Annotated in this window: 24 protein-coding genes and 1 pseudogene; 12 read left to right on the forward strand and 13 right to left on the reverse strand. The window is 68.2% G+C overall.

The features are described 5' to 3' along the window. Positions 1-347, forward strand: a pseudogene (locus H5411_RS28515) (class I SAM-dependent methyltransferase); the annotation flags it as partial. Between the two features lie 183 nt (positions 348-530). Here H5411_RS28515 and H5411_RS28520 read toward each other — a convergent pair. Next, complete coding sequence (locus H5411_RS28520) at positions 531-1,172, reverse strand: VanZ family protein (protein ID WP_183125617.1); 642 nt, start codon at positions 1,170-1,172, stop codon at positions 531-533. A 103-nt stretch (positions 1,173-1,275) separates the two neighbouring features. Next, complete coding sequence (locus tag H5411_RS48575) at positions 1,276-1,401, reverse strand: hypothetical protein (RefSeq protein ID WP_281377412.1); 126 nt, start codon at positions 1,399-1,401, stop codon at positions 1,276-1,278. Between the two features lie 169 nt (positions 1,402-1,570). On the opposite strand from H5411_RS48575, the gene H5411_RS28525 reads away from it, so the two are divergent. Together H5411_RS28525 and H5411_RS28530 are read left to right on the forward strand one after the other, a co-directional pair. Continuing rightward, on the forward strand, positions 1,571-3,259 hold the full coding sequence (locus tag H5411_RS28525; protein WP_183125618.1) for a bifunctional metallophosphatase/5'-nucleotidase: 1,689 nt from the start codon (positions 1,571-1,573) through the stop codon (positions 3,257-3,259). A gap of 99 nt (positions 3,260-3,358) precedes the next feature. Next, positions 3,359-3,700: an MmcQ/YjbR family DNA-binding protein gene (locus H5411_RS28530; RefSeq protein ID WP_376772240.1), complete on the forward strand. Its 342-nt coding sequence runs from the start codon at positions 3,359-3,361 to the stop codon at positions 3,698-3,700. On the opposite strand, the gene H5411_RS28535 is transcribed toward H5411_RS28530, so the two are convergent. Genes H5411_RS28535 through H5411_RS28545 form a run of 3 tightly spaced genes read right to left on the reverse strand, consistent with a single transcriptional unit; the run spans position 3,690 to position 7,719 of the window. Beyond that, positions 3,690-5,531, reverse strand: coding sequence for a VanW family protein (locus H5411_RS28535; protein ID WP_183125620.1), 1,842 nt, complete (start codon positions 5,529-5,531; stop codon positions 3,690-3,692). The genes H5411_RS28530 and H5411_RS28535 overlap by 11 nt on opposite strands. Positions 5,532-5,555: 24 nt before the next feature. Beyond that, positions 5,556-5,888: a GroES family chaperonin gene (locus tag H5411_RS28540; protein WP_101436833.1), complete on the reverse strand. Its 333-nt coding sequence runs from the start codon at positions 5,886-5,888 to the stop codon at positions 5,556-5,558. Between the two features lies 1 nt (position 5,889). Beyond that, entirely contained in the window at positions 5,890-7,719 is a 1,830-nt protein-coding gene (locus tag H5411_RS28545; protein WP_183125652.1) for a thioredoxin-like domain-containing protein, read from the reverse strand. Between the two features lie 169 nt (positions 7,720-7,888). Here H5411_RS28545 and H5411_RS28550 point away from each other — a divergent pair, with 169 nt between their 5' ends. Continuing rightward, the gene (locus tag H5411_RS28550; RefSeq protein WP_183125621.1) at positions 7,889-8,461 is read left to right on the forward strand and encodes a hypothetical protein; all 573 of its coding nucleotides are present in this window, start codon (positions 7,889-7,891) and stop codon (positions 8,459-8,461) included. 3 nt (positions 8,462-8,464) lie between these two features. On the opposite strand, the gene H5411_RS28555 is transcribed toward H5411_RS28550, so the two are convergent. After that, positions 8,465-8,920: an SRPBCC family protein gene (locus H5411_RS28555; protein WP_101436830.1), complete on the reverse strand. Its 456-nt coding sequence runs from the start codon at positions 8,918-8,920 to the stop codon at positions 8,465-8,467. Between the two features lie 17 nt (positions 8,921-8,937). Then, complete coding sequence (locus H5411_RS28560) at positions 8,938-11,241, reverse strand: oxidoreductase (RefSeq protein WP_183125622.1); 2,304 nt, start codon at positions 11,239-11,241, stop codon at positions 8,938-8,940. A 389-nt stretch (positions 11,242-11,630) separates the two neighbouring features. Between H5411_RS28560 and H5411_RS47875 the strand changes: the two genes are divergently transcribed. Beyond that, a complete protein-coding gene (locus tag H5411_RS47875) occupies positions 11,631-12,032 on the forward strand; it encodes a hypothetical protein (RefSeq protein WP_246369372.1) in 402 nt (133 codons plus the stop codon). 81 nt (positions 12,033-12,113) lie between these two features. On the opposite strand, the gene H5411_RS28575 is transcribed toward H5411_RS47875, so the two are convergent. The 3 genes from H5411_RS28575 to H5411_RS28585 are packed head-to-tail and all read right to left on the reverse strand — an operon-like array spanning position 12,114 to position 14,775. Next, a complete protein-coding gene (locus tag H5411_RS28575; RefSeq protein ID WP_101436828.1) occupies positions 12,114-12,887 on the reverse strand; it encodes an amino acid ABC transporter ATP-binding protein in 774 nt (257 codons plus the stop codon). Further along, on the reverse strand, positions 12,884-13,837 hold the full coding sequence (locus H5411_RS28580; RefSeq protein WP_101436827.1) for an amino acid ABC transporter permease: 954 nt from the start codon (positions 13,835-13,837) through the stop codon (positions 12,884-12,886). The genes H5411_RS28575 and H5411_RS28580 overlap by 4 nt, the downstream gene beginning before the upstream one ends. A gap of 23 nt (positions 13,838-13,860) precedes the next feature. Continuing rightward, complete coding sequence (locus tag H5411_RS28585; RefSeq protein ID WP_101436826.1) at positions 13,861-14,775, reverse strand: ABC transporter substrate-binding protein; 915 nt, start codon at positions 14,773-14,775, stop codon at positions 13,861-13,863. Positions 14,776-14,941: 166 nt separating this feature from the next. Between H5411_RS28585 and H5411_RS28590 the strand changes: the two genes are divergently transcribed. Genes H5411_RS28590 through H5411_RS28600 form a run of 3 tightly spaced genes read left to right on the forward strand, consistent with a single transcriptional unit; the run spans position 14,942 to position 18,405 of the window. Continuing rightward, positions 14,942-16,603 (forward strand): circularly permuted type 2 ATP-grasp protein, encoded by a 1,662-nt coding sequence (locus H5411_RS28590; RefSeq protein WP_183125623.1) that lies wholly within the window; start codon positions 14,942-14,944, stop codon positions 16,601-16,603. A gap of 15 nt (positions 16,604-16,618) precedes the next feature. Then, the gene (locus H5411_RS28595; protein ID WP_101440938.1) at positions 16,619-17,566 is read left to right on the forward strand and encodes an alpha-E domain-containing protein; all 948 of its coding nucleotides are present in this window, start codon (positions 16,619-16,621) and stop codon (positions 17,564-17,566) included. Continuing rightward, positions 17,563-18,405, forward strand: coding sequence for a transglutaminase family protein (locus H5411_RS28600; protein ID WP_101436824.1), 843 nt, complete (start codon positions 17,563-17,565; stop codon positions 18,403-18,405). The genes H5411_RS28595 and H5411_RS28600 overlap by 4 nt, the downstream gene beginning before the upstream one ends. Here H5411_RS28600 and H5411_RS28605 read toward each other — a convergent pair whose 3' ends face one another. After that, a complete protein-coding gene (locus tag H5411_RS28605) occupies positions 18,406-19,386 on the reverse strand; it encodes a FecCD family ABC transporter permease (protein ID WP_183125624.1) in 981 nt (326 codons plus the stop codon). After that, complete coding sequence (locus H5411_RS28610) at positions 19,383-20,399, reverse strand: FecCD family ABC transporter permease (RefSeq protein WP_183125625.1); 1,017 nt, start codon at positions 20,397-20,399, stop codon at positions 19,383-19,385. Before H5411_RS28610 ends, H5411_RS28605 begins: the two co-directional genes overlap by 4 nt. Before the next feature lie 62 nt (positions 20,400-20,461). Here H5411_RS28610 and H5411_RS28615 point away from each other — a divergent pair, with 62 nt between their 5' ends. Beyond that, the gene (locus H5411_RS28615) at positions 20,462-21,475 is read left to right on the forward strand and encodes an ABC transporter substrate-binding protein (RefSeq protein WP_183125626.1); all 1,014 of its coding nucleotides are present in this window, start codon (positions 20,462-20,464) and stop codon (positions 21,473-21,475) included. A 47-nt stretch (positions 21,476-21,522) separates the two neighbouring features. Here H5411_RS28615 and H5411_RS28620 read toward each other — a convergent pair whose 3' ends face one another. Then, positions 21,523-22,944: a M20/M25/M40 family metallo-hydrolase gene (locus tag H5411_RS28620; protein WP_183125627.1), complete on the reverse strand. Its 1,422-nt coding sequence runs from the start codon at positions 22,942-22,944 to the stop codon at positions 21,523-21,525. Positions 22,945-23,304: 360 nt separating this feature from the next. Here H5411_RS28620 and pdhA point away from each other — a divergent pair, with 360 nt between their 5' ends. The 3 genes from pdhA to H5411_RS28635 are packed head-to-tail and all read left to right on the forward strand — an operon-like array spanning position 23,305 to position 26,859. Then, complete coding sequence (gene pdhA / locus H5411_RS28625) at positions 23,305-24,510, forward strand: pyruvate dehydrogenase (acetyl-transferring) E1 component subunit alpha (protein WP_183125628.1); 1,206 nt, start codon at positions 23,305-23,307, stop codon at positions 24,508-24,510. Further along, complete coding sequence (locus H5411_RS28630) at positions 24,510-25,502, forward strand: alpha-ketoacid dehydrogenase subunit beta (RefSeq protein ID WP_183125629.1); 993 nt, start codon at positions 24,510-24,512, stop codon at positions 25,500-25,502. Before pdhA ends, H5411_RS28630 begins: the two co-directional genes overlap by 1 nt. Positions 25,503-25,518: 16 nt before the next feature. After that, positions 25,519-26,859: a dihydrolipoamide acetyltransferase family protein gene (locus H5411_RS28635; RefSeq protein WP_101436817.1), complete on the forward strand. Its 1,341-nt coding sequence runs from the start codon at positions 25,519-25,521 to the stop codon at positions 26,857-26,859. Positions 26,860-26,882: the final 23 nt, after the last annotated feature.

Raw genomic sequence — 26,882 nt, forward strand, 5'->3', positions numbered from 1 at the left:
TCTTCCGATCTGATCGGCAGGCGCTGCTGACGGCCGCGCGGCGGCATCTGACGTCTGACGGGCAGCTGCTGGTGGAATGGCATCCGCCCGCCTGGTTCGACCAGGTCGCGGACGGTTCCGGCGGTCGGCTGGGCGAGGTGCGCATCGCTCTTGAAGGCGTGCGCCGCGACGGCGACCGGCTCTCCGCCACCGTCGTCTACTCCCTCGGCGACCGAACCTGGAAACAGCCCTTCACCTGCGAAAACTTCTCCCTTGAACCCGCGCTCGAGCAGGCCGGGCTGAGGTTCGAGCGCTGGGTCACCGCTGACCGGGATTGGTTCTCCGCACGACCTTCGGACGCGGGGTAGCCAACTCGGCGCCCCGGTCGGTAGCCTGTGTGATCTCTCGCACAACGGCGTCGATGAGGAGAGCACATGCAACTGTGGCTAGTGCTCGGCCTGGTAGCACTGATCATCGCCATAGCTTCGCTGATCGTGATCCTGGAAGACCGCCGCGCGGCGCGCCAAGCCGCGATCGCGAGACGAGCCCGGTTAGCGCGTCTGGGCGAGGTCGATCCGCTCGCTCCGGGCAGGCTCCACGCGGAGGGTTGAAGAGATCGGCCGGAGAGCGAGCAGCAGCGCCCCGGCCAGCCAGCCGAGACCGGACCCGAAGGTGTTGGTCATGAGGTCGTCGACGTCGAAAATCCGGTAGACGAACGGCGCGGTCCCGAAGTTCGCGGTGAGCTGGGTGATCTCGACGGCCAGTGAGGCCGCGAAGCCGATCGCCAGCGCGCCCACCAGGCCCCGCCGCCACAGGACCCGGGCGAAGAAACCGAGCGGGACGAACAGGAGCACGTTCATCGCGGCCTGCTGGAACGTCTGCGTGGTGAACCAGTCCGCCGCCGGGAGGCCGTGTTTCACCAGCTCGGTGTGGATGTCCGCGATCCACTGGAACGGCTCCAGCTGCACGGTCTGCTCCAGCCGCCTGCTGTTCGGGCCGGGCAGCGGCAGGAAGACGACCGCCAGCGCCATGCACGCGTAGAACAGGACCGCCGCCGTGGTCGCCAGGCTGCGCGGCCGCAGGCGGCCGTGCCGCGCGAACTGGAGCACGAGCTGCGGGATCAGGATCGTCGCCCAGACGGCGAGGAACCCGATGAACCCGTACTGCAGGGCGGTGACCTGTGCGTTCGTCATGCCAGGAACGCTATTGATCTTGCCGCTCGAGCACTTCGGTCGAAGAGCCGGAGGGTCTGGACCACGGATCGGCCAGATGGCCGAGCAGCCGCCGACCGATCGGTCAGCCGTCGCCCGAAGGCGGTTCGTCGTCCCGGTCCACCCGCTCCGAGCGCCAGGCCGCGAAGACGGTGCCGCCGATCAGCAAAAGGACCACGCCGAGCACCAGCACGACGAGTTGCAGTTCCATTTGCCTCCCTCGGCACTCACCGCACAAATCGGCGAGGCGCGGCCGAACGTTACCGAAAATTTCCTCCCGTACTAGCCGTTCTGCCCTGGTCAGGATCGTCCGATTTGGGCAGACTGCTTCGCCGGGCGTCCGCATCAGGGGTCAGGCGGGCGCGAACACCGGAGGAAAAATGAAGCTCTTCACCCGGCTCGCGGCCACCGCCGCGGCCGCTTTGGCCACTGTGGCCGTCACGAGCGCGCCAGCCGAGGCCGCACAGACCACTGACGTCCGGATCATCGCGCTCAACGATCTGCACGGGAACCTCGAACCGCCGTCCGGATCGAGCGGCCGGATCACGCTCTCGGACGGGACCAAGGTGGACGCGGGCGGCGCGGCCTACCTGGCGACGCACGTCAAGCAGCTCGAGGCGCAGGCGCGCAATTCGATGGTGCTGTCCTCGGGCGACAACATCGGCGCGTCGCCGGTGATCTCGGCGCTGTTCCACGACGAGCCGACCATGGACTTCCTCAACGAACTCGGCGTGAAGGCTTCCGTGGTGGGCAACCACGAGTTCGACGAGGGCTACCAGGAACTGCTGCGCATGCAGTTCGGCGGCTGCAACAAGACCGACGGCTGCCAGTTCCGCAAGACCTACGACGGCGCGCGTTTCCCGCTGCTCGGGTCCAATGTGTACTTCGACAACGGCCTGCCCGCGCTGCTGCCGTTCAGCATCCAGTTCTCCGGCGGCGTTCCGGTCGGCGTCATCGGCGCGACGCTCAAGGACCTGCCGTCGGTCGTGACGCCGGAAGCCATCAAGGGCCTCAAGTTCGGCGACGAGGTCGAGGCGATCAACCGCACCGCGGACATCCTCGACCGGCTCGGGGTGAAGGCCCAGGTCGTGCTGCTGCACCAGGGCGACGAAGCGCTGCCCGGCGCCGGTCCGAACGACTGCAAGGTGCAGCCGAACGGCGAAGCCTCGACCATCGCGAAGAACGTGACGCCGAAGGTCGACGCGATCTTCACCGCGCACAGCCACCAGCAGTACAACTGCGTGATCAACGACCCGGCCGGCCAGCCGCGGCCGGTGATCCAGGGCGCGTCCTTCGGCCGTCTGCTGTCGGTCGTGGACCTGAAGATCGACCGCCGCACGCGTGACGTGATCCGGTCGCAGACCAAGGCGCACAACGAAATCGTCACCCGCGACGTCACGCCGGACCCGGCCGTGACGAAGCTGGTCGACGAGGCCAGGACGAAGGCCGCGCCGATCGCGAACAAGCAGGTTGGCACCATCACCGCGGACCTGCCCGCGGCGGGCGGGCCGTCCGGCGAATCGCCGCTCGGCGACGTGATCGCCGACGGCCAGCTCGAAGCGACCAAGTCCAACAACGCCGTGATCGCGATGACGAACCCGGGCGGCATCCGCGCCGACCTGACGTACAAGTCGTCGCCGGCCGGGGAAGGCGACGGCGTCGTCACCTACGGCGAGGCGTTCAGCGTCCAGCCGTTCTCGAACATCATGCAGACGATCACGCTCACCGGCGCGAACCTGAAGAACGTGCTGGAACAGCAGTGGGGCCAGACCGGCGGCACCAAGATCCTGCAGATCTCGAAGAGCCTGCACTACGCGTACTCGGCGTCCGCGCCGATCGGCTCCCGGGTATCGAACATCACGGTCAACGGCACGCCGGTCGACCCGGCCGCCAAGTACCGGGTGTCGGTGAACAACTTCCTCGCCGCCGGCGGCGACGGGTTCACCGAGTTCACCAAGGGCACCGACCTCACGGGCGGGCCGGTGGACCTGGACGCGTTCATCGCGTATCTCGGCGCGCACCCGGGCATCGCTCCGCCGCCCGCGGACCGGATCACCGCGACTCCGTAAGTCAGTAGCTCAGTAACTCAGCACCGCCGAGGAGCCCTCGTCCACCAGGCGAGGGCTCCTCTCGTTTCTCCAAGACCGCGTGCGGACAAGCAGGGCACGATGGGCGGCATGACGATGACCTGGGACGACGTCACCGCGTGGGCACAGGCGGAGCTGCCGGAAACCGAGGTGGCGACCTGGTACCGCACGCCCGCGCTGAAGGTGGCGGGCAAGGGGTACGCGCGGCTGCGCACCGAGGCCGAAGGCGGGCTGGTGCTGTTCGTCGGTCTGGACGAGAAAGCCGCGCTGCTCGCGTCGGGCGATCCGGCCTTCTTCACCACGCCGCATTACGACGGCCACGGCTCGATTCTCGTGCACCTCGACCGCGTCGATCCGCAGCAGCTGCGGGAACTGCTCACTGAGTCCTGGCGGGCGCAAGCCCCGGCACGGCTCAGCAAATGACGATCGGCTGCGGCGAGTACGTCGTGCTGCGGCTTTCCTCGCGGACCTCGCCGCCGCTGGCCAGGTCGTAGAACACCCGCGTGTCGCTGACGGTGAACCCGGACGCGCCCGGCGAGGCGTGACACTGACCGTCCGGACCAGGCCCGACCTGCACCGGCGGCGGCACCTGGTTCGACGGCGCGCCGCTGCGGCCTTCGACGCGATAGTGCTTGGTACCCCAGATCTTCACCGTCACCGAGTCGCCGCTGACGCTCGCCTGGATCACGAACCCGGTCGGATCGGTGTTGGCCAGCTTGAGATCCACGGCGTTGCCCGAGCTGTCCACCGCCACCGCGTCGCGGCCCGCCGGGTAGCGGTTGATGAAGTGGTCGTGCGTCGCGTGGCCGCCGTCGCCGAGGCCGGCCAGGTAGGCCGCGTTGTACAAAGTGGACGAAAGCTGCGACAGTCCGCCGCCGGTCACCGCCGGGCCGGTGCCGTCTTCGTCAACCGGCGCGGACGCGTAGCCGTCACCCCGATGGTCGTTGAGGCTGAACGAGTCTCCCGGTTTCACGAGGACGCCGTTGATGCGTCCGGCGAGCGTGGCGACGTTCGCCGCGGCCGGACCGCTGAGCCCGCCGGTCGTGTACTCGCCCATGACCTCCTTGACGCCCAGCGCATTCGCGCCGTCGGTGGTCAGCGTCGGATGCTTCTGGTCGTAGGCGACCGGCAGATCGCGGCCGGCCGGCTTCGCGAGCACGTCGGTGAGGGACTTGAAAGTGGTGGCCCAGTTGATCTTTCGCCCGTCCTCGGACGGCGTGACGGTCGGTACGCCGGAGTCGAGACTGATCTGCGCGTCCTTGCTGTCCGCCTCGGTGGACGCCAGATCCGGCTGGACGGCCGCGCGCAGCTTCTCCTGATCGATCCGCAGTTCGAGACCGCCGCCTCCGTTGGGCTGGAACTGGAACGACGACGCGATCGCGGACGGCTCCAACGTGCTGTCCTTGCCCTGTCCGTGCAGCACGACCGGAGCGGCGACCGCGGGCGCGACCACGGTGTCCAGCAACCGGTGCACGTCGGCGGAAGTGGTTTGGGGCGGCGTCACCGCCATCTTCAGCGTCACCCCGCGAGGCGAAAGCCAGTCCGCCACGACGGATTGCACCGCGGCTTGGACGTCGGTCAGCTGCTGGCCCTGCCGTGGCTCGACCGCATACGCGGTCACGCCGTCCGAGCCCTTCGGCGTGAACCCGATGCTGCCCTCGACCAGCGGATGGTTGAGCTGCTTTCCGGCGAGCTGCTTGACCGCGTCGGCCACCTCGAGCTGGTCGCTGCGCGTCACGACGCCCACCTCGCGGGTGGTGAAGAACGACAGCAGCCGCGTGACCGGGCTCCACGGCTGGTGTCCGGCCTGGGCGAGCGTGCCCGGCCAGTCGAGGCCGAGCCCGGAATCCGCGGGCACGAGCGTCGCGGTGACGTCGCCGGCGTGGACCGGCACCGGACGGGTCAGCCGCGGCTGGAGTTCGGTGTGCAGCTTGGCTTCGGCCTCGGCGTAGGAAAGGCCGCCGACGTCGATCCCGGCCACCCGCACGCCGCGCGGGACGTCGCCGGCGCTGGTCATCAGGTCGATGCTGTAGAGCAGCACGAACAGCCCGAGCAGACAGCCGACGATCATGAACGTGCGGCCGACGCGTTTGCGGAAGCGGCGGAAAGGCGTGTCCGGCGGCGGAGGCGCGTCGGCCACCGCGAAGATTTCCGTGGCCAGATCCGGCTCGCTGACCAGGGCGGGATCGTTCAGCAGCTCGTCGCTCAGCAGGTCGTCGGCGAAAGACGCCGACGAACGGTCTTCCTCACGCAACGCCTGCCTCCCCTGGTACGGGAGCTACAGGTACAGCCCCGTGCCGTGTTCGGTCCGCTCCGTGGCCACCGCGTGGATGTCGCGCTCTCGCATCACCAGATGGCCTTCGCCCTGGATCTCGACCTCGAGCTGGTCCTCCGGGTTGAAGAGCACCCGGTCTCCCTGCTTGACGTTCCGCACGCTGTTGCCGACACCCAGTACATCACCCCACAGCAGCCTGCGCGCGACTTGCGCGGTGGCGGGAATCACGATGCCACCGCTGCTGCGGCGCTCGCCTTCCTCCTGCGACAACCGCACGAGAACGCGGTCGTGCAGCATCTGGATCTCGAGCTTCGGCGTGTCCGGCACGCCCGCCATGCTACTGACCGGTTGCCGGGGCCTTGGGCTCGCCCGCCATCATCAGGCTCAGCGCCTTCCCTCCTCCGTCCTCGAACCGCACCGGGACGCCCCAGTCCTGCCGGGTGATCCGGCACGCCGGGTGCTCGCCGCCGTCGTCGCAGCTCGCGGCCTGTGCCACGACCTGCAGGACCCCTTCGGTCGCGCCCGCGGCGAACGTGATCCGCCGCACCAGGTCGGTGCCGACCCCGGCTCCGTCGGCGAGCAGTTCCGGCGGCGACGCGGTGATCTCCAGCCGCGTCGAAGGTCCGTAGCGCTCGTCGAGCTTTTCGCCCGGCGGCGGCGTGAAAACGACGGAGAACTCGACCTCGCCGGGAGCGAGCACCGTCGGCGGGCGCTGCACGGCTTGCCGCCTGCCCGCGACGGCGGTCGCCTGGCCATTGCCCCCGAGCGGGGTAACCCGGTTGCCGGCCGACTCCACGACGTACAGCTCGCCGTCGTGGCGCACCAGGCCCTGCGGTTCGGCGAACCCGGTCGCGAGCGTCGTGACGTCGCGGGTGAACGGGTCGTAGCGGCGGATCGCACCGTTGTAGGTGTCGGCGATCGCGACCCGGCCGTCGGGCAGCACGGCGAGGCCGAGCGGATGCTGCAGCAGCGCCTGGTCGGACGGGCCGTCCGCGTGCCCGAAGGTGAACAGGTCCGTGCCGACCGCGGTGTGCACGGTGAACGACTCGCCCGCCGGTTCGATCCAGCGCAGGGCAGAGGTTTCCGCGTCGACGAACCACAGTTTCTGGCCGTCCACGGCGAATCCGGACGGCTGCGCGAAGAACGCTTCGTGCGCGTCGCCGTCGCGCAGGCCCTCGACGGTGGTGCCGGCGAACCGGCGGATGTCGCCGGAGACCGGGTCGAACACGCTCAGCGTGTGGTTTCCGGCCATCGCGACCACCACGCCGCCCGCGGGCGCCCACCAGGTGACGTCCCACGGGCTGGTGAGGTCGATGTCCAGGGCCTTGCCGGTGTCGGTGCCGTCGCGCCACTGTTTTCCGGTGCCGGCAATGGTTTTCACCTCGCCGGTGTTGAGGTCGAGGCCGCGCAGGCGGTGTCCGGAGGTGTCCGCGACCACGGCGTGGTAGCCGACGCGCTGCGCGACTTCGTTGGGCAGCAAGGCGATTCCGGACGGTTCGGCGAACTGGGCCAGGTCGAACGGCCCGTCCTGCGTCCCGCGCACGCCGCTGCCGAAGCGGCGGATGACCGTCTCGCCATCCGAAGCGAACTCGACGATCGAGTGATGTCCGGTGTCCGCCACCAGAATCCGCCCGCCCGCGGTGACCACGGCCTTGCTGGGGAAACGCAGTTCCGTGCGCTGCTCCTCGACCGGCACGTACGGGTTGCCGCCGCGCCGGAGCGTGCCCTTCGCCTCGTGCTTGGCGACGAGGTCGGCGATCACGCGGCGTAGCGCTTCCCCGTGGCCTTCGCCGGCCGCGACGTGCACGACGTAGCCCTCAGGGTCCACGACGACCAGCGTCGGCCAGGCCCGCACGGCGTACTGCGACCACAGCTCCATCTTCGGGTCGTTGACCACCGGATGCTGCACCTCGTACCGGCGCACCGCGGCCTCGATCGACGTGCGCTCGCCCTCGTGGCTGAACTTCGGCGAGTGCACCCCGACGGTGACCAGGACGTCGGCGAATTCCTGTTCCAGGGGACGCAGTTCGTCCAGCACGTGGAGACAGTTGATGCAGCCGCTGGTCCAGAAGTCCAGCAGCACCACGCGTCCGCGCAGCTGCGCCAGGGACAGCCGGCGACCGCCGGTGTTGAGCCAGACGTCGCCGGTCAGCTCGGGCGCGCGCACGCGGGCTTGCCGGGCTTGCGGTGAGGAAGTCACGGGGAGAGTGAACTACATCCGGTCACGCAGTGTTCCGTCAACCACGGCTGGAGAGAAGAACCTCACCCCGGCGAGGGAGCCCATTCCAGCGAAAAAGGACGCGCGGACGCGGCCTGGCGCTCCGTACGCTTCGGGCATGACACACGTTCAGCCGGCCGGAGCCTTCACCGTGGAGGAGGCCCGCGTCCTGCAGCAGAATCTCGGCGAGCCCTTGCGGCCTGGCCTCACGCCCGCCGAACTGAGCGACGTCGAAGACCAGTTCGGGTTCACGTTTTCCGAAGACCACCGGATTTTCCTCACCGCGGGCGTGCCGGTCGGCGACCGCTGGCCGGACTGGCGCCACGGCGACCCGGACCAGCTGCGCAAACGCCTGGACTGGCCCGTCGACGGTGTCCTGTACGACGTCGAGAACAACGACCTGTGGCTTCCCGAATGGGGCAACCGGCCGCGGTCGATGTGCAACGCGCTGGCGGTCGCGCGACGGCACCTGGCGACGGTGCCGCAACTGGTGCCGGTGTGCGGGCACCGGTATCTGCCCGCGGCGGCCGGGGAATCCGGGTATCCGGTGCTGTCGGTGTATCAGACCGATGTGGTCTATTACGGCTGGGACCTGCGCAGCTACCTGCGGCACGAGTTCGGCGGGGAGCCGCTCGGGGAGCAACCGGCGAACGTCCGGGTCGTGGAGTTCTGGTCGCGGTTCGTGGAGTGAGTGCTACTCGGCGGCGCTCTTGATCCGCGCGAGCGTCTCCTCGATGTTGACGCGGTTGGTCGCCGAACGGTCCTTGACCCCGGTGGCCACCACGGTCAACGGCGTGAACCAGCCGGGCCGCCGGTCCCACATGCTCTCGGTGACCACGCAGCCGTCGCCGGCGGGTTCGATCAGGTACTCCCAGCGAGAGACCGGGATCGGCCCGAGCTTGACGTCGAAGGCGAATCGGCGTCCCTCGTCCGCGGCCGTGATCACCGTGGTAGTCGACCAACGCCGCACGCCACGGCGATTGCGGCCGCGAAATTTCGCACCCACCGCCGGGGCGGTCGCACCGCCGAGCCAGCGGTGGCCGCAGTACTCGGTGGCCGCCCCCGCCAGCGCGCCGGGGTCGCTGACCAGCGCGTACACCTTCGCCGGAGCGGCGCTGACCTCGATCTGCCCCGTCGCATCAGGATTCACATACCCAGAGTATGCGATCAGGACTCCCGGCGCAGCATCCGGCTCACGCCCGCCGCGACGGTCGTCGCGAGGATCCAGCCGGACGCGGTGAACCCGGCCGCCACCCAGTTGTCCGCCCCGTGCATGTACCAGCGCGACTTGTTGCCGAAGTCGACGATCGGCACCAGCAGGTCGGCGGTGTAGATGACCGGGTTCCACTGGAGGCCGGAGTCCTGCTGGTTGACCAGGCAGCGCGGACCGCTCGTCATATAGCGGCCGGTGTGGTCGTTGACGCAGTCGTCCTTGCCGAGCCCGAACCACAGGCTGCCGAGCACCAGCAGCGTCAACAGCCAGCCGAGCGCGCGCACCGGACGGAAGCCGTAGCCGACCATCGATCGCTGCAGCCAGCTCCAGACGCGGACGCCGGGGCCAAAGAACTTGAAGCCCTTGGCGAGTGCTTCGTAGCGGAACTGCTGCTTTCTCAGAGCGACCGTCGAGGCGTGCTCTTCGTTTCCGGCTGCGCGCAGGGTCGCGGCGAGCTGGTCGTACGGGCCAGGGCGGTAACCGCGCATTGCCTTCCGGAGCAGCTCGATCCGGTGGTCCAGCGCTTTGTCGTCGTCGAGCGCGATGCCGTGTTTCAAGGCGTCATAACGGAAATCCTCGAGTTCGAGGCCGTCGGTGGCGTTCCAGATCTCCTCGTTGTCGTCCAGCGCACCGCAATGCGCCCTGCGCAGCCGTACCGACCCAGTCGGCGGTTCCGCGGGAGACAGCACGAATTCGTCCGCCGTGACATCACTGGCGTCGAGCGCGATCCCGTGCGGGGGAAGGGATCCCAGCTTCGCGCCGTTCATGTCCAGCCTGCGCGCGATCTGCGCGCCATCGAGGTTTACGCCGCCCTCAGCCAGGAACGGCCGGTCTTTGTCCTCGGTCAGCACCAAGTCACGCCCGATCCGCGCAGTGCGGATGTCGAGGGAGAAGCTGCTTGATTTCCGTTGACCCGGCTCGGTCAGCAACGTGCCGAACATGTTCACGCTGCCGCCGATTTCCGCGCCCTGGAGCCGGAGCGTGCCCTGCAGCGTGGCGTCGGTCAGCTGGAAGTTTCCGGAGATTTTGGCTCTCCGCGCGGAAAACGCGTCCCGGCCCGGGTGGAGGAACATCGAGTTCCAGGCGAGGAAGTTGCCGCCGACCGTGACGTCCGCGAGCCTCAACTGCCCGACCGGCACGCGAAGGTTGGTCGCCTCGATGTCGCCGCCGATCGTGGACCCGTCGAGGTGCAGCGCCCGGTCGTAATACGGCGTCGCGCGGCCGCGCACCATGGTGATCTCCGCGCCGGCGAGCCTAAGCGACCCGCCGATGCGCGCGTTGACCATGCGGAGCGTGCCGAACGCCCGGAGCCCGTCGGACAACTCGAGATTGCCGTCGACCTTCAGCCGGTCCGCGACCAACGCCGGCCGCGGATCGAGGTACGGATCGCCGGATTTCCAGGCGTCCACGGCGATCGGCCCGCGCTGGTCGACCTGAAGCCGCGCTTCGCGCATGACGATGTCACTGTCCACAGTGGCGCTGGGGAGGTAGAGGACTCCCTTGGCGGAGAACCTTTTCCGCTCACTGGCCGGTCCGTAGTTGTCGACCTCGCACAGCAGACTGCCGCCGATGTGCAACCCGTTCCCGTTGAACGCGAAGCCATCCGGGTTGTCGAACGTAGCGCCGGAGAAGTTGACGTTACCGCCGGTCCGCATGCCCGGCAGCCGTACTTCGCCCTTCGCGACCGTGCGATAGGCCAGCAGGGCACCGGTGATCACCAGCCGGTCGCCCTGAATCGCCTTCCCGTGCGGATGGCTGATCGTGGTCCTCGTGAGCACGACCGACCCGTCGATCACCGCGTCGGTGAGGTTGACCGCGGCGTTCGGCATCCCGCGCTCGCGATCATCCCCGCGCTGCACGGTCGTGGTCTCGAGCTCGAACGAGTCCGCGGCCACTTCGATAACGCTGCGAATCAACCGGACGTCATTCCGGCTGCGCAAATTGCGTGCCCGTAGTCCGGGTAACCAGCATTTCCGGAAAACGAGCCCGAGAAGAGTCGCCTCGCGCACGTCCGGCGGATGCTCGAACCGGCAGCGTTCGAATTGGAAGAGAAAATTGAGGTCAGCGGCGCGAAGATCGAGCGTGCCGGTGATGTAGGCGTCCTCGACCTGCACGATCGGCGCGTTGGTGGCCTGCCGTCTCCAGCGCAGGAGGCCGCTGCTGCCAGGTTTCAGCAGGTCCGCGGCTTTCACCTCGTACCGCTTGTCGGGAACCCCGGCAAACGGATCAAGCGGCGGCAAGGTCGTATCGGTCGGCACGAGCCCCTTCTCCCCACGATCGTTCGGCCCTCAGGGAATCGGATCAAGGGCGGATGAGCAAGGGGCCTGGTGGAGTAGTGCGCGACCGTCCTTCGCGGTGGCTACTGAACGCGCGTGGTTGGCTACCGAAGTGATCCACTTGTCCGGACGATCTTCCGATAAGCACCTTCTTGGGCGGTTCGTGCCTGCTATGGTCACGCGGCGAAGCTGATCAAGAACAGAGGGTAGGCTGCACCCAGGAACCGCGGCCCGTGCGGGGAGGCAACGCGGCGGTGCCGCCGCCTCAACCGCCGCCTCCGCCGAATTTCGGAGCACTCGGGTCGGGTCAGGCCAAGGCGGACTTCGCGGCGGCTGCGTCCAACGGCGGCTGGGAATTCAACCCGGAGGCGATGGACAAGGTCATCCGGCAGCTCGAGGACAGCTTGGACAACGAGTACGCGAAGGCCCGGACCATCGCACTTCAGTTCGCGCAGCTCGGCCAGCCGGGTTCAGACACCGTCACGACCGAATACTCGAAGGCCGCGGACCGCGCCACCACCGCGTACAACGAATTTCTCCGCGGAACGGTCGATTACCTGGATTCTTCACAGCCGTCCGGACGGACGAGTCCGAGTATTCGAGACGCTAAGCAGGTGCTGCAGTGGCTTGATAAGCCGCATACGTACTTTGGGCGGCTGTACATCGCGGTCCGGGACAGTCGCGGGAAGCGTCGGCGCAACGAGGCTGTTCGGCGTGGACAAGTCCGGATGGATCAGTCTGGCCGGCGCTGGGCCGCAGGAGATGGCGAATAAGGTGCAGCAGCTGGAGAGCGAGCTGCGCTCAGGGCAGTAAAAAGGCCGCCCGGAGAATCTCCGGGCGGCCTCCCGCAAAACTCAAGCGTTCGGACTCAGCACCCGAGCCAAGAACGACTTCGTCCGTTCATGCTTCGGATCCCCGATGACCTGTTCCGGAGAACCAGACTCCACGATAACCCCGCCGTCCATGAAGAAGACCTTGTCGGCTACCTCGCGGGCGAACTGCATTTCGTGGGTTACCACGACCATCGTCATGCCGTCCTTGGCCAGTTGGCGCATGACGCCAAGGACGTCGCCCACCAATTCCGGGTCCAAAGCGGACGTTGGCTCGTCGAAGAGCATCAGCTTCGGTTGCATCGCCAGCGCGCGAGCGATGGCGACCCGTTGCTGCTGACCGCCGGAGAGCTGGCCTGGATAGGACCTTGCCTTGTCCGCCAGACCGACTCGTTCCAGCAGTTCCTGGGCCCGCTCCCGGACTCGCGTCTTCGGCTCGCCACGAACCTGGATCGGAGCCTCCATGACGTTTTCCAGCGCCGTCATGTGCGGGAACAGGTTGAACCGCTGGAACACCATGCCGATGTCCTTGCGTTGGGCCGCGATTTCCTTGTCTCGCAGCTCATGCAAGCGACCGCCGCGTTCGCGGTAGCCGACCAGCACTCCGTCGACATACAGCCGGCCCGCGTCGATTTTCTCCAGGTGGTTGATGCAGCGCAGCAGAGTGGACTTGCCGGAACCGGACGGGCCGATCAGGCAGATCACCTCTCGCTCGTGCACTTCCAGGTCGATGCCCTTCAGTACGTCGAGCGAGCCGAAGCTTTTGCACACCTTCTGTGCGGAAACGACTGGGGTCAACGCGCCGCACCTCCGCTGCCGCCGCGACCGAAGCGGTAGCCCAGCATTCGCGCTCCCCACCTGTTCTTCTGCGCGGTCGCCCGTGAAGTGCCGCGGGCGAAATACCGCTCGATGTAAAACTGGATAACCGTCAGCACTGACGTCATGAACAGATACCACGTCGCCGCGACGATCAGCAGCGGAACTGTCTTGTAGTTCTGCGAATAAATCGTCTGTACCGACACCATCAGCTCGAAGTACCCGATGACGACGACCAGTGACGTGGTCTTCAACATCGAGATGGTTTCGTTGCCGGTGGGCGGAATGATCACCCGCATCGCCTGCGGCAGGATGATCCGGCGCAAGGTTTTGCCCCGGCTCATGCCCAGCGCGGACGCCGCCTCCAGCTGGCCGCTGTCCACGGACTGGATGCCGCCGCGGACGATTTCCGCCATGTACGCCGCCTCGTTCAGGCCGAGGCCGAGCAACGAGGCGACGAACTGGTTGATCAGCGTGTTCGTGTCCCAGCTGATGAAGGTCGGCCCGAACGGAATGCCGAGGCCGATCTTCGAATACGCCAGCGCCAGGAAGTTCCAGATCACCAGCTGAGTGATCAGCGGCGTGCCGCGAAGCAGCCAGATGTACACCGACGCCGCGCCCGACATCAGCAGGTTCGGCGACAGCCGCATCACCGCGAGCAGCACGCCGCCGACGATGCCGATGATCATCGAGATCACCGTGAGCACCAACGTGTTCCGCAAGCCGTTGAGAATCCGGTTGTCGAAGAGATACTCGCCGACAACCGGCCACTGCAACGCGGAATTCGTGACAACGCTGCGGATCACGATGAACGCGAGGAACAAAATGATCACGCCGGCGATCCAGCGTCCGTAATGCCGGACCGGGACCGCCTTGATCGGGGTGGTGTCGACCTCCTGCCAGGATTCGGCGGGGCCAGGGGGAGTGGACACGAGTAACTACGTCCTCAGTTTCTTCAGGAAGCGGACGGGTTGATCTCCGACTTGGTGATGGCACCGGACCCCGACAAGCCCCACTTGTCCAGGATCTTCTTGTAGATTCCGGTGTCGATCAGCTTCTGGACGGCACCCTGCACCGCCTTGGCGAAGTCGCCGCTGCCCTTCGGCAGCACGATCCCGTACGGCGCGGTGTCGTACGGCGCGCCCGCGGACTCCAGCTGACCGCCGGTCTGCTTCACCGCGTAGTCGATCACCGGCGAGTCGGCCAGTTCGGCCTGCACGCGCTTCGCGGTCAGCGCCAGGTTCACGTCGGTCTGGGCCTGGAACTGGGTGATGTTGATCGGCTGCTTGCCCGCCTTGGTGCACGCGGTGTTGCGCTTGCCGAGATCGTCGACCTGCGTGGTGCCCTTCTGCACGGCCACGTTCTTGCCGCACAGGTCGTCCACCGACAGTTTGTCCGGATTGCCCTTGAGCACGGCGAGCGAGGTGCCCGCGCTGTAGTACGAAATCATGTCGACGGTCTGCATCCGCTCGGCGTTGATCGTGAACGACGAGATGCCCATTTCGTACTTCTTCGCCGAAATACCGGGAATGATGCCGTCGAACGCCGAGTTCTGGAACTCCGTCTGCACGCCGAGCACCTGGCCGACCGCGGTGCCGAGGTCGACGTCGAAGCCGGTCGCCTTGCCGTTCTCGACGAATTCGTTCGGCGGGTAGGTCTGGTCCTGCCCGACCACGATCTTGCCGTCGGCTTTGATGTCGGCGGGCACCATCGCGGCCAGCGCCGCGTCCTTCTGCGCGGTCGGCGCGCTTTCGGTTCCGCCGGGAGCCTGGCTGGAACCCGCGTCGCCGCCGGCTCCGTTGCCGCCCGCGCCGCACGCCATCGTCATGCCGACCAGCGCGAAAGCGGGGAGAAGGGCGAGCGCCTTCATTTGCTGTCCTCGGGCCACTTCGTCACTCCTCGTAGTTCTCAAGGGCTGAGAGCTGGCATATTGCCACTCGCAAGCGGGTATGCACAGCACTGCTGCGTCACGGGGAAGTTTCGCACAGGACTTGCCGGAAGACGGGTGTCACGGCCGCTCGGCGCGGTAAGTCAGGATGTCCCCCATGAACAGCAACCCCGGTCCCCGGCTGCCACCAGCCGGACGACGTGCGCGAACGGTGAAAGGCCGCCGCGCGGCCCGGCCCGGCGCGCAGTTCGACGGCTACCTCGCCCCGGAGCGGCCGCACGCCGGCGCGTACGACGAGATGTTCGCGCCCGACGGCACGGTCCGCGGCCCCTACCGAGCGCTGTACGGCTCGATCGCCGCGCTCGACGCCAGCGATCTCACCAACCGCTCGCAGGCGCTGGACCGGGCGATGGTGGACCAGGGGATCACGTTCTCGCTCTCCGGCCAGGAGCGGCCGTTTCCGCTCGACCTCGTGCCCCGCGTCATCCCGGCGACCGAATGGACCCGGCTGGAACGCGGCGTGACACAGCGGGTCCGCGCACTGGAGGCGTTCCTCGCCGACGTCTACGGCGACCGGCAGATCCTGCGCGACGGCGTGCTCCCGCGCCGGCTGATCACCTCGTGCGAGCACTTCCATCGCGAGGCCTACGGGATCAAACCGCCCAACGGGGTGCGCATCCACGTGTCCGGAGTGGACCTCGTCCGCGACGAAGAGGGCACCTTCCGCGTCCTGGAGGACAATCTCCGCAACCCCTCCGGCGTGTCGTACGTGATGGAGAACCGGCGCACGATGGCGCGCGTGTTCCCGGACCTGTTCGCGCGACACCGGGTCCGTCCGGTTGGTGACTACGCGTCACATCTGCTTCGCGCACTGCGAGCGGCGGCCGCGCCGAACGTCGCGGACCCGATGGTCGTCGTGCTCACGCCCGGGGTCTACAACTCGGCCTACTTCGAGCATTCGCTGCTCGCCCGACTGATGGGCGTGGAGCTGGTCGAGGGTCGCGACATGTTCTGCCGCGACAACGTGGTCTACCTGCGCACCACCGAGGGCGAACGCCAGGTCGACGTGATCTACCGGCGAATCGACGACGACTTCCTCGACCCCGTGCACCACCGGCCGGACTCAGTGCTCGGCGTCGCCGGCATCCTCAACGCGGCCCGCGCGGGCAACGTCGTGGTGGCGAACGCGGTCGGCAACGGCGTCGGCGACGACAAGCTCGTCTACACGTACGTGCCGGAGATGGTGCGCTACTACCTGAACGAAAAACCCATTCTGCCCAATGTGGACACCTACCGCTGCTGGCTGCCCGACGAGTTCGACTACGTCATGCAGCACGCCGACGAATTGGTGATCAAACCGGTCGAGGGTTCCGGCGGGTACGGCATCGTCTTCGGGCCGGAAGCGTCCAAAAAGGAACTGGACGCGTTGCGCCGCAAGGTCCGCGCGAACCGGCGCGGCTGGATCGCGCAGCCGGTCGTGCAGCTGTCCACCGTTCCGTCCAAGGTGGACGATCGGCTCGCGCCGCGGCACGTGGACCTGCGGCCGTTCGCGGTCAACGACGGCAAGGACATTTTCGTGCTGCCCGGCGGGCTGACCCGGGTCGCGCTGCCCGAGGGCAGTCTCGTGGTGAACTCGTCGCAGGGCGGCGGGTCGAAGGACACCTGGGTGCTCGCTTCGCGGTCCTCGACGTCGGAGCAGGAACTCGACCGTCCCGCGCTCGGCGATATGTCCGCTGTGGACGGTGTCGCGGCGGAGCAGGGGCCGGAACTGTCCACGTCGCAGCAGCAGCAACAGCAACAACAGAGCTGAGGGAGGGAAAACATGATGCTGGCCCGCAACGCGGAGTCGCTGTACTGGATCGGCCGTTACGTCGAACGCGCCGACGACACCTCCCGCATCCTGAACGTCTCGGTGCATCAGCTGCTGGAAGACGCGAGCGTCGATCCGGACCACGTCAGCCGCCAGCTGCTCGCCGTGCTCGGCATCCCGTTCGACGCGGGCGACGCGCTCGACGTGTGGAAGCTGACCGAACTGGTCGCCTACGCGAAGGACAATCCGTCGTCCATCGTCGGCTCGATCAACTCCGCCCGGGAAAACACTCGCGGCGCGCGGGAGGTCGTGTCGACCGAGCTGTGGGAATGCCTCAACGCGACATGGAACGCGGTGCCGGACCGGCAGCGTTACGCCCGCCGCGCCGGACCGCACGCCTTCCTGTCCTTTGTGGAGGAACGCGCGGCGATGTTCGCCGGGCTCGCCGATTCCACGATGAGCCGCGACGACGGCTGGCTGTTCATGGTGCTCGGCCGATCGGTCGAACGCGCCGACATGGTGGTGCGGCTGCTGCTTTCGCGAGTTTCCGACCGCGCCTCCTCGCCGGGATGGATGACCGTTCTTCGCTCGGCGGGTGCGCAGGACACTTACCTGCGCACGAACCGTGGCGCGCTTGACGCGGCTCGCGTGGTGCAATTCCTGCTCCGGGACACGTTATTCCCGCGCTCGGTGTTTCACGCACTGCGCCAGGCGGAGGATTGCCTGCGGCAGCTGGATCCGGGGATCAACGCGCGGGGCAATGAAAAATCCGAGGCCGTCCGGCTGCTCGGGCGTGCCCGCAGCGAGCTGGAATTCCTCCACCCCTCGGCCCTGCTGGACGACCTGCCGCGGCGGCTGCGCGGACTGCAGGAAGCGATCAAGGAAGTCGGGGAAGCGGTGTCCATCCAGTACTTCCACACGTCGCCATGGGTGGCGTGGAGCGGCGCGGAGGTGTCCCTGTGAGCTGGCAATTGCGGGTGACGCACCGGACCGGCTACCGGTACGCGACGCCGGCCACCCAGTCGTACAACGAGGCCCGCCTCACCCCGCGTTCGGACCGGCGGCAGACCACTTTGGCCACTCGCATCGAAACCTCCCCGGCGACCCGGGCCTACCGTTACACCGATTACTGGGGCACTGACGTCACGTCGTTCGACTTGCACGCGCCGCACACCGAGTTCACCGTGCTCGCGACGTCCGTGGTGGAGACCGCGGACGAAGCGGAGCCGGTGCGTTCGGCGACGTGGAAGGACCTGAAGAGCGAGACCGTCCGCGACCAGCGCACGGAGTATCTGACGCCGACGCCGTACACGCCGAACGACCAGGAACTGTCCAAACAGGCCCGCGCGCTGCGCAAGGGACTGGACCCGGCGGACGCGGTGCTCGCGATCTGTGGCTGGGTGAACGAGCAGCTGAAATACCAGCCCGGAACCACTGGTGTGCACAGCACGGCGACGGATGCGTGGCGGGCGCGGGAAGGCGTGTGCCAGGACTTCGCGCACGTCACGCTGGTGATGCTGCGGGCGATCGGCATTCCGGCGCGGTACTGCTCGGGGTACCTGCACACCAAGCCGGAGGCCAAGCTCGGCGAAAAGGTGGAGGGCGAAAGCCACGCCTGGGTCGACGTGTGGACCGGCGGCTGGTGGGCACACGACCCGACGAACGCGATCCCGGTCGGGCCGCGGCACGTGTGGGTCGCGACCGGACGGGATTACGCGGATGTGGCTCCGTTGAAGGGGATTTTCACCGGGGCCAGTCAGTCCACTTTGGATGTTTCGGTCGAGCTCACCCGCATGGCATAGTCACGCGACCTGGCGGCGGCGGGAAACCGCCAGCAACCACAACAGGTACCCGCCGCCCAGTGCGGCCGCGACCACGCCCACCGGGAGCAGCGAAGCGTCCAGGACGCGCTGGCCGACGAAGTCCGCCGCCAGCACCAGTACCGCTCCCATCGCCGCGGAGGCCAGCAGGTTCGGTCCGGGGCGACGGGTCAGGCGGCGGGCGAGTTGGGGTGCGGCAAGGGCGACGAACGGGATCGGCCCGGCCGCGGCGGTCGCGGAAGCGGCCAGCGCGACCGCGGCCAACAGCACCACCGCACGCACTCGCGGCACCGCGACACCGACCGCGACAGCCGCGTCGTCGCCCATTTCCAGCATCCGCAACGCGGGCTGGTGCACGAAGACGAACGGCGAAAGCACCACGACAGCCAGGCACAGCGGGATGAAGTAGTTCCAGTCGCGGCCGGCAAGGTCACCGGTCAGCCAGCCGACCGCCTGTGCCGCGGCCTCGAGTTTCGCTTGCACCAGCAGATAGCCGTTCACCCCGGCCAGTACCGCGCTCACCGCGATGCCCAGCAGCACCAGCCGCGAGCTGAGCAAACCGTGCGGAGCGCACAGCGCGGTGACCAGCAACGCGGTGAGCAGGCCGCCCGCGACCGCGCCGACGGAGACCAGGCCGGGGCCCGCGCCGAACAGCAGGATCATCATGATCCCGCCGGTCGCCGAGCCGGTGGTGAAGCCGATGATGTCCGGGCTGCCGAGCGGATTCCGGGTCACCGTCTGGAAAACCGTGCCCGCCAGCGCGAGCGCGATGCCGACGAAAATCGCCACCAACGCGCGCGGCAGGCGGCCGGTGACCACAAGGTACTGCGCCTTCGTGCCGGATCCCGCGAGCGTTCGCAGGACTTCGAGCGGCGACATCTCGTAGTCTCCGGTGCCCACGGCGAGCACCAAGAGCACCGCCGCCACCAGCGTCAGCAAGCCGACGACCACCCAGGTCCTCATCGCCGCACCGCCTTCAGCCGCCGCGCCACGATTACGAAGGCGACGCCGCCGACCACGTCCGTCATCAGGCCCACCTGGATTTCCCCGTTACCGCCGAGCAGCCGGCCGAGCACGTCGCAGCCGAGCAGCAAGACTGGCCCGAGCAGCGCGGACAACGGCAGCACCCACCGTTCGTCCTGGCCGACCAGCGCGCGCACGACGTGCGGGATCATCAACCCGACGAAGGCGATCGGCCCGCACGCCGCGGTCGCGGTCGCGGAGAGCAAGCCGACCGCGATCATGCCGACCGCGCGAGTCAGCACCGGATTCGCGCCAAGGCCGCGCGCACTGTCGTCGCCGAGTGCGACTGCGTTGAGCGGCCGGGCGAGCACTCCGGCGATCACCAGCGCGGCCAGGAAGAACGGCAACAGTCCGGCGAGGCTGCCGAGGTTCCGGTTCACCAGCGAGCCGACAAGCCAGTACCGCATCTGGTCGAGGCTGTGCGTGTTGATCATCTGCATGCCCTGGTTGATCCCGACGAACACGGCCTGCACCGCGACGCCCGCGAGCACCAGCCGCAGCGGGCTCACCGAGCCGCCGATCACCGTGACCAGGACCGTTCCGGCCAGTGCGCCGAAGAACGCGAACCACACCAGTCGTTCGGGCGAAGTCACCGAGAACACCGCACCGCCCAGGACGATCGCGACCGCCGCGCCGTGGTTGATGCCGAGCAGGCCGGGGTCTGCGACCGGGTTGCGCGTGATCGCCTGCAGCAGCGCGCCGGCCAGCCCGAGCCCGACGCCGACCGCGAGCCCGAGCAGCGTCCGCGGCATCCGGTCGTCGCGGATCACGACGTCTTCGAACGTGCCGCTGTAGGAGAACAACGCGTGCCAGACGCTGCCGACCGGCAACCGGTTCGAGCCGAAGGCGATCGACAGCACCACCACCGCGACGAGGGCGACGAGCGCCGCGACCAGGACTGTCGCGCGGACGCCCCAGCGCCGGGATGTGACGCGCTCCCCAAGGAGGACCATGGCGTTCACCCTAAGGCAAGGCTAACCTCAGGCGGTACCGCACCCGATCCTCCGGAGTTCCGATGACCCTCTCCCCGGCGCGGCTGTCCCGCCGCGGTTTTCTTGCCGGCACCGCGGCCGCGGGCACGCTCGGCCTGCTGAGCGCCTGCGGCTACAAAGACGACCAGCAGGCGGCCGGTGGCGGCGCGACGTGGTCCTTCACCGACGACCGCGGCCGCAAGCTCAGCGGCGAGCGTCCACAACGGATCGTCGCGCAGGTGACCGCGGCTGCCGCGCTGTGGGACTTCGGCGTGAAATCGGTGGGCATCTTCGGCCCGTCGCGGCTGCCGGACGGCAAGACGGACCCGCAGGCAGGCGGCGTCGACCTGAAGTCGGTGACCTCGCTGGGCAACGTCTGGAACGAGTTCAACTTCGACAAGTTCGTGTCGCTGAACCCGCAGCTGCTGGTCAGCGTGATGTACCTGAAGCAGCAGATGTGGTACGTGCCCGACACCTTGGCGGACAAGGTGGACAAGGCCGCGCCGAGTGTCGGCATCGGACTGCAGGACATCACGATGCCGCAAGGGATCGCGAAGTTCGAGGCATTGGCCAAGGCGCTCGGCGCGAACGTCGCGACGCCGGAAATCCAGCAGGCGAAACAGATGTACGAGGCCGCGGACGCCAAGTTCGCCGAGGCGGTCAAGAAGACGGCCGGGCTCAAGGTCGTGCTCCTGTCCGCGCAGAAGGACACGGTGTACGTGGCCAACCCGGCGAAGTTCGCGACCTCGAAGCACTACCAGGAAATGGGAATGCAGTTCGTCCTGCCGGAGAAGCCCGACGAAAGCCAGGGCGGCTACTACGAGCAGGTGAGCTGGGAAAACGTCGGCAAGTACTCGGCCGACGTGATCATGTACGACTCGCGCGGCGGTTCGCTGTCGCTCGGCCCGGACGGGCTCGGCGGCGTCCCGACCTGGCAGCAGCTGCCGGCGGTGAAGGCGGGCAAGCTGATCCCGTGGAACAACGAGACGCCGTTCTCGTACCAGCGGTTCGCGCCGGAGCAGACCCGGGTCGCCGACGCGCTGGGCAAGGTCGCCTGAGCCTGAGCGCCTGCGCCGGGCGGTAACCGGCGCAGGCACCCGGGAGATCAGCTGCGGGCGTGCGCGTCCAGCAGGTGCGCCACCGCTTCGGTGACCTGCTGGGCGTAGTCCAAGTTCAGCCACTCGTCCGGCACGTGGATGTTCGAATCCGCGCCGCACGCGCCGGTGACCAGGAACTGCGCCTCCGGGTACTTCTCGCCGAGCAGGCCCATGAACGGGATCGACCCGCCCATGCCCGCGGCGCGGTGCGGACGGCCGAACACCTCGTCGTCGACGCGGCGCAGCGCGTCGGTCAGCCACGCGGCTTCCTCCGGCGCGTTCCAGCCGTTCTCCGCCTGCTGGTCTTCGGCGATGGTGACCTTCGCGCCGTACGGAACGTCCGTGGTGAGCGCGCGCTTGATCGCGGCCAGCGCGTCTTCCGCGTCCGCGGTGGGCGGCAGACGGAAGCTGAGCGTGAGCGTGGTGCTCTGCCGCAGCACGTTGCCTGCTTCGGCGGGCCGCGGAAGCCCTTCGCCGCCGATGATCGACAGCGTCGGCCGCCAGTAGTTGTTCAGCAGCAGCTCAAGCGCGTCCTCGGAGACCGTTTTTCCGCCGCTCACCAACGGGAACGCGGTGCGCAGCGCTTCCGGCGCCACCTCCGCGACCGCCTCGATCTCGGCGAGACGGCTGGCCGGCACCTCGACGTTCAGCTCGGACAGCTTGATCTCGCCGGTTTCCGCGTTCTCGATCCGCTCCAGCAGCTGCCGCAGGATGCGGAACGAACTGGCGACGACGCCGCTGGCCAGACCGGAGTGCTGCGCGGTGGCGAGCAGCTGGACGGTGACCGTCAGGTGCACCATGCCGCGCAGGCTGGTGGTGAGCCACAGCCGGTCGTAGTCCATGCCGCCCGCGTCGAGGCACACGACGAGGCTGACTTCGCCGAGCCGTCCGCTCAGGTGCTCCAGGTAAGCGGGCAGGTCCGGGCTGCCGGATTCCTCGCCGGTTTCCAGCAGCAGCGCGATACGCGCGTGCTCGCCTCCCGCCGCGTGCACCGCTTCCACCGCGGCACTGGCCGCGTACCCGGAGTAGCCGTCGTCCACCGAACCGCGGCCGTACAGCCGGCCGTCGCGGATGACCGGCGTCCATGGGTCAAGCCCCTCGGACCAGCCGCCGACCGGGGGCTGCTTGTCGAGGTGGCCGTACATGAGGACGGTGCCCTTGTCGGTCGCGCCCGGGGTGGCCGGCACGTCGACGAACAACAGCGGGGAACGGCCTTCCAGCTCGACGACCTCGATCCGCGCGCCCGGCAGGTCACGCCCTTCGAGATAGCTCTTGACGTGCTGGACGGCGGCGGCGAGATGCCCGGTCGACGCCCATTCCGCGTCGAACGCCGGGGACAGCGCGGGGATCGCGATCAGACCGGACAGGCTCGGCGTGACGTCGTTGATCCACGTCGAGACCACGGATTCGCGTACGGATTTTTGTTCCACAGCGCCATCTTGCCACGGTGACCGACGTCACCGGTCCGACTGAACGTCGTGCGTGGCTGTCGCGGTTCTCACCGCGATAGCCACGCACGAGGGCAGGTAGGGCCCGGGATGGCCGCCCGACCATCGCCTCTCCCATACTCGGTCTTCCAAGCGTTTCCCCTGTTCAGCGACGTTTTCTCAGCAACAAATCAGCAACTGCCGCTCTCCATCGGAGCAATTCTCGTGCCAGGATGTGGCCACGAACCGTCAACGCCGACGGTGGCCGGGAGCCTCGGACCCGAGGAGCCGGTCCCCGCCGGTGCAGTCGCTGTGGCCGCCACAAGCGGCCGCTCGCGGCGCCGACACCGAGGAGAACAGCTCATGCCGTCCGAACAGTGGACGCACCCGGAACCTGGAGACGGGCCGGCGGCCGTAGCGGCCCAACCTTCCCCCGAACAGGTGATCGCCGGTTTGCGAGCGACAAGCGAAGGTGGCGCTGAGCTCACTCAGCTGCTCACCCCCGAGGGCCAGCGGGTCCCGTCCGAGCGTTTCGACCGCTACGTCGAGGACGTCGACGACGAAACGCTGAAGAACCTCTACCGCGACATGGTGCTGGTGCGCCGCGCGGACCGCGAGGCCAACGCGATGCAGCGCCAGGGGCAGCTGGGCATCTGGGTGCCGCTGCTCGGCCAGGAAGCCGCGCAGGTCGGATCCGGTCGCGCGCTGCAGCCGCAGGACATGGCGTTTCCGAGCTATCGCGAGCACGGCGTCGCGTACACCCGCGGCGTCGACATGCGCGAGCTGATCGGGATTTTCCGGTGCACCGACCACAGCGGCTGGGACTACCAGGCGCACCGGTTCCACCCGTACACCATCGTCATCGGCAACCAGGTGCTCAACGCGGCTGGTTACGCGATGGGGCAGAAGTTCGAAGGCAAAGTCGGGGACGAGGGTGGCGAGGCCACCATCTGTTACTTCGGTGACGGCGCGACTTCGCAGGGCGACGTGCACGAAGGTTTCGTGTGGGCCGCGGTGTACGACGCGCCGCTGGTCTTCTTCTGCCAGAACAACCAGTGGGCGATTTCCGAGCCGACCGAACGCCAGTCGCGGCTGCCGCTCTACCAGCGCGCCCGCGGCTACGGCTTCCCCGGCATCCGCGTGGACGGCAACGACGTCCTCGCCTGCCTCGCCGTGACCCGGTGGGCGCTGGAGGAATGCCGGCACGGCAACGGCCCGGTGCTGATCGAGGCGTTCACCTACCGGATGGACGCGCACACCACCACCGACGACCCCACCCGCTACCGGCTCTCGGACGAGCTGGAGGAGTGGAAGCTCAAGGACCCGATCGAGCGCGTGCGCGCGTTCCTGGCTCGCGGCGGGCACGCCGACCAGGCGTTCTTCGACAGCGTCCAGGCCGAGGCCGACCAGTTCGCCGCGGACCTGCGCGACTACACGTTCAACATGCCGGAACCGCCGCCGGACCGGGTGTTTTCCCAGGTGTACGCGGAACCTTCGCCCGTGCTCGAAGCACAGCGCGCGGAGTATCTGTCGTATCTCGACGGTTTCGCGACGGCGGGTGAGCACTGATGACTGATCTGCAGAAGCTCACGATCGGCAAGGCGCTCAACCTCGGTCTCCGCCGCGCGATGGAGGAGGACCCGAAGGTCCTGATCATGGGGGAGGACGTCGGCAAGCTCGGCGGCGTCTTCCGGATCACCGACGGACTGCAGAAGGACTTCGGCGAGCAGCGCGTGCTGGACACGCCGCTGGCCGAATCCGGCATCATCGGCACCGCGGTCGGCCTCGCCGTGCGCGGTTTCCGGCCGGTGTGCGAGATCCAGTTCGAGGGGTTCATTTTCCCCGGCTTCGACCAGATTTCCTCGCAGCTGGCGAAACTGCACTACCGCACGCAGGGCAAGGTCAAGATGCCCGTCGTGATCCGGGTGCCGTTCGGCGGCGGGATCGGCGCGGTGGAGCACCACTCGGAATCGCCGGAATCGCTGTTCTCGCACATCGCCGGCCTCAAGGTGGTGTCGATTTCGAACGCGGCCGACGCCTACTGGGGCATCCAGGAGGCGATCCGCTCGGACGACCCAATCCTCTTCTTCGAGCCCAAGAAGCTGTACCACTCGGGCGCGCTGAAGATGGAGGTCGACACCTCGACGGAGCCGTCGCGGGTGTTCTCGTCGCACGTCGTGCGCGAGGGCACGTCGGCCACGGTGGTCGCGTACGGCCCGTCGGTGAAGGTGGCCCTCGACGCCGCCACGGCCGCCGAGGCCGAGGGCAAGTCGCTGGAGGTCATCGACTTGCGCACGCTCTCGCCGCTCGACCTCGGGCCGGTTTTCGAATCGGTCCGCAAGACCGGACGGCTCATCGCGGTCAGCGAGGCGCCGTCGGAATCCTCGCTGACCTCGGAAATCGCTGCCCGCGTTCAGCAGGAGTGCTTCTACTCCCTGGAGTCCCCCGTCCTGCGCGTGACCGGATTCGACACGCCGTACCCGCCTGCGAAGCTCGAGGAGCATTACCTCCCCGACCTCGACCGGGTCCTGCACGCTGTCGACCGTTCGCTCGCCTGGTAAGGGGGTTCTGACAGAAATGCCTGAGTACAAACAGTTCCCCCTGTCGGACACGGCGGAGGGGCTCACCGAAGCTGACATCCTCGCCTGGCGCGTCAAGCCGGGCGACAAGGTCACGGTCAACCAGATCGTGGTCGAGGTCGAGACCGCGAAGGCCGCGGTCGAGCTGCCGATCCCGTGGGCCGGGGTGGTCACCGAGCTGCACGTGGAGCCGGGACAGACCGTTGAGGTCGGGACGCCGATCCTGACCGTGGACGTGGATCCGGACGGGAAGGCGTCGCCCGCTGCTGCGGAGCCCGCCGCCACCGAGCCCGCCGCTCCCGCCGAAGAGGAGATGAAGCCGCTGGTCGGCTACGGCTCCAAGGCGGCCGGGACGACCCGGCGGGCGCGCAAGAGCGCCACGCCCGCTCCGGCACCGGCGGCGGCCGCTCCGGCACCGGCGGCGGCCGCTCCCGCACCGGTGAAGGAAACCCCGCGCGGCGGTTACGTCCCGCTGGCCAAACCGCCGGTCCGCAAGCTGGCCAAGGACCTCGGCGTCGACCTGCACTCGCTCACCGGCAGCGCCGACGGCGGCGTGATCACCCGCGACGACGTCCAGCGCGCCGCCAACGGTTCCGCCGCACCGGCACTGTCCACTGTGGAGTCCGGTTACGACCCGGCGACCCGCGAGCGGCGCGTGCCGATCAAGGGGGTCCGCAAGGCGACCGCGGCCGCGATGGTGCAGAGCGCGTACAGCGCTCCGCACGTCACGGAATTCCTCACCGTCGACGTCACGCCGATGATGGAACTGCGCGAGAAGCTCAAGAAGTCGCGCGAATTCAGCGGCGTCAAGCTCACTCCGCTCGCGTTCGCGGCGAAGGCCGTATGCCTCGCGGCGAAGCGCACGCCGGACGTCAACGCGGTGTGGGACGAGGCCGCGCAGGAGATCGTCTACAAGGACTACGTGCACCTCGGCATCGCGGCGGCGACCCCGCGCGGTCTCGTGGTGCCGAAGATCCGGGACGCGGATTCCTTGTCGCTCAAGGAACTCGCGGTCGCGCTCACCGAGCTGACCGACGTGGCGCGCGAGGGCAAAACCACGCCGGCGGCGATGCTGGGCGGCACGTTCACGATCACCAACGTCGGCGTGTTCGGCGTCGACACGGGCACGCCCATCATCAACCCGGGCGAGTCGGCGATCCTGGCGGTCGGGGCGATCCGCGACACCCCGTGGGTGGTCGACGGCGAGATCAAGGTGCGCAAGGTGATGCAGCTGTCGCTGAGCTTCGACCACCGGGTGGTCGACGGGCAGCAGGGGTCGGAGTTCCTCGCCGACGTCGGCGCGCTGCTCGCCGATCCGGCGGTCGCGATCACGTACTGAGCCGAAGGGCCGGGTCCGCGCGG

The sequence above is a fragment of the Amycolatopsis echigonensis genome, assembly GCF_014174495.1.
Lineage (GTDB): Bacteria > Actinomycetota > Actinomycetes > Mycobacteriales > Pseudonocardiaceae > Amycolatopsis > Amycolatopsis echigonensis.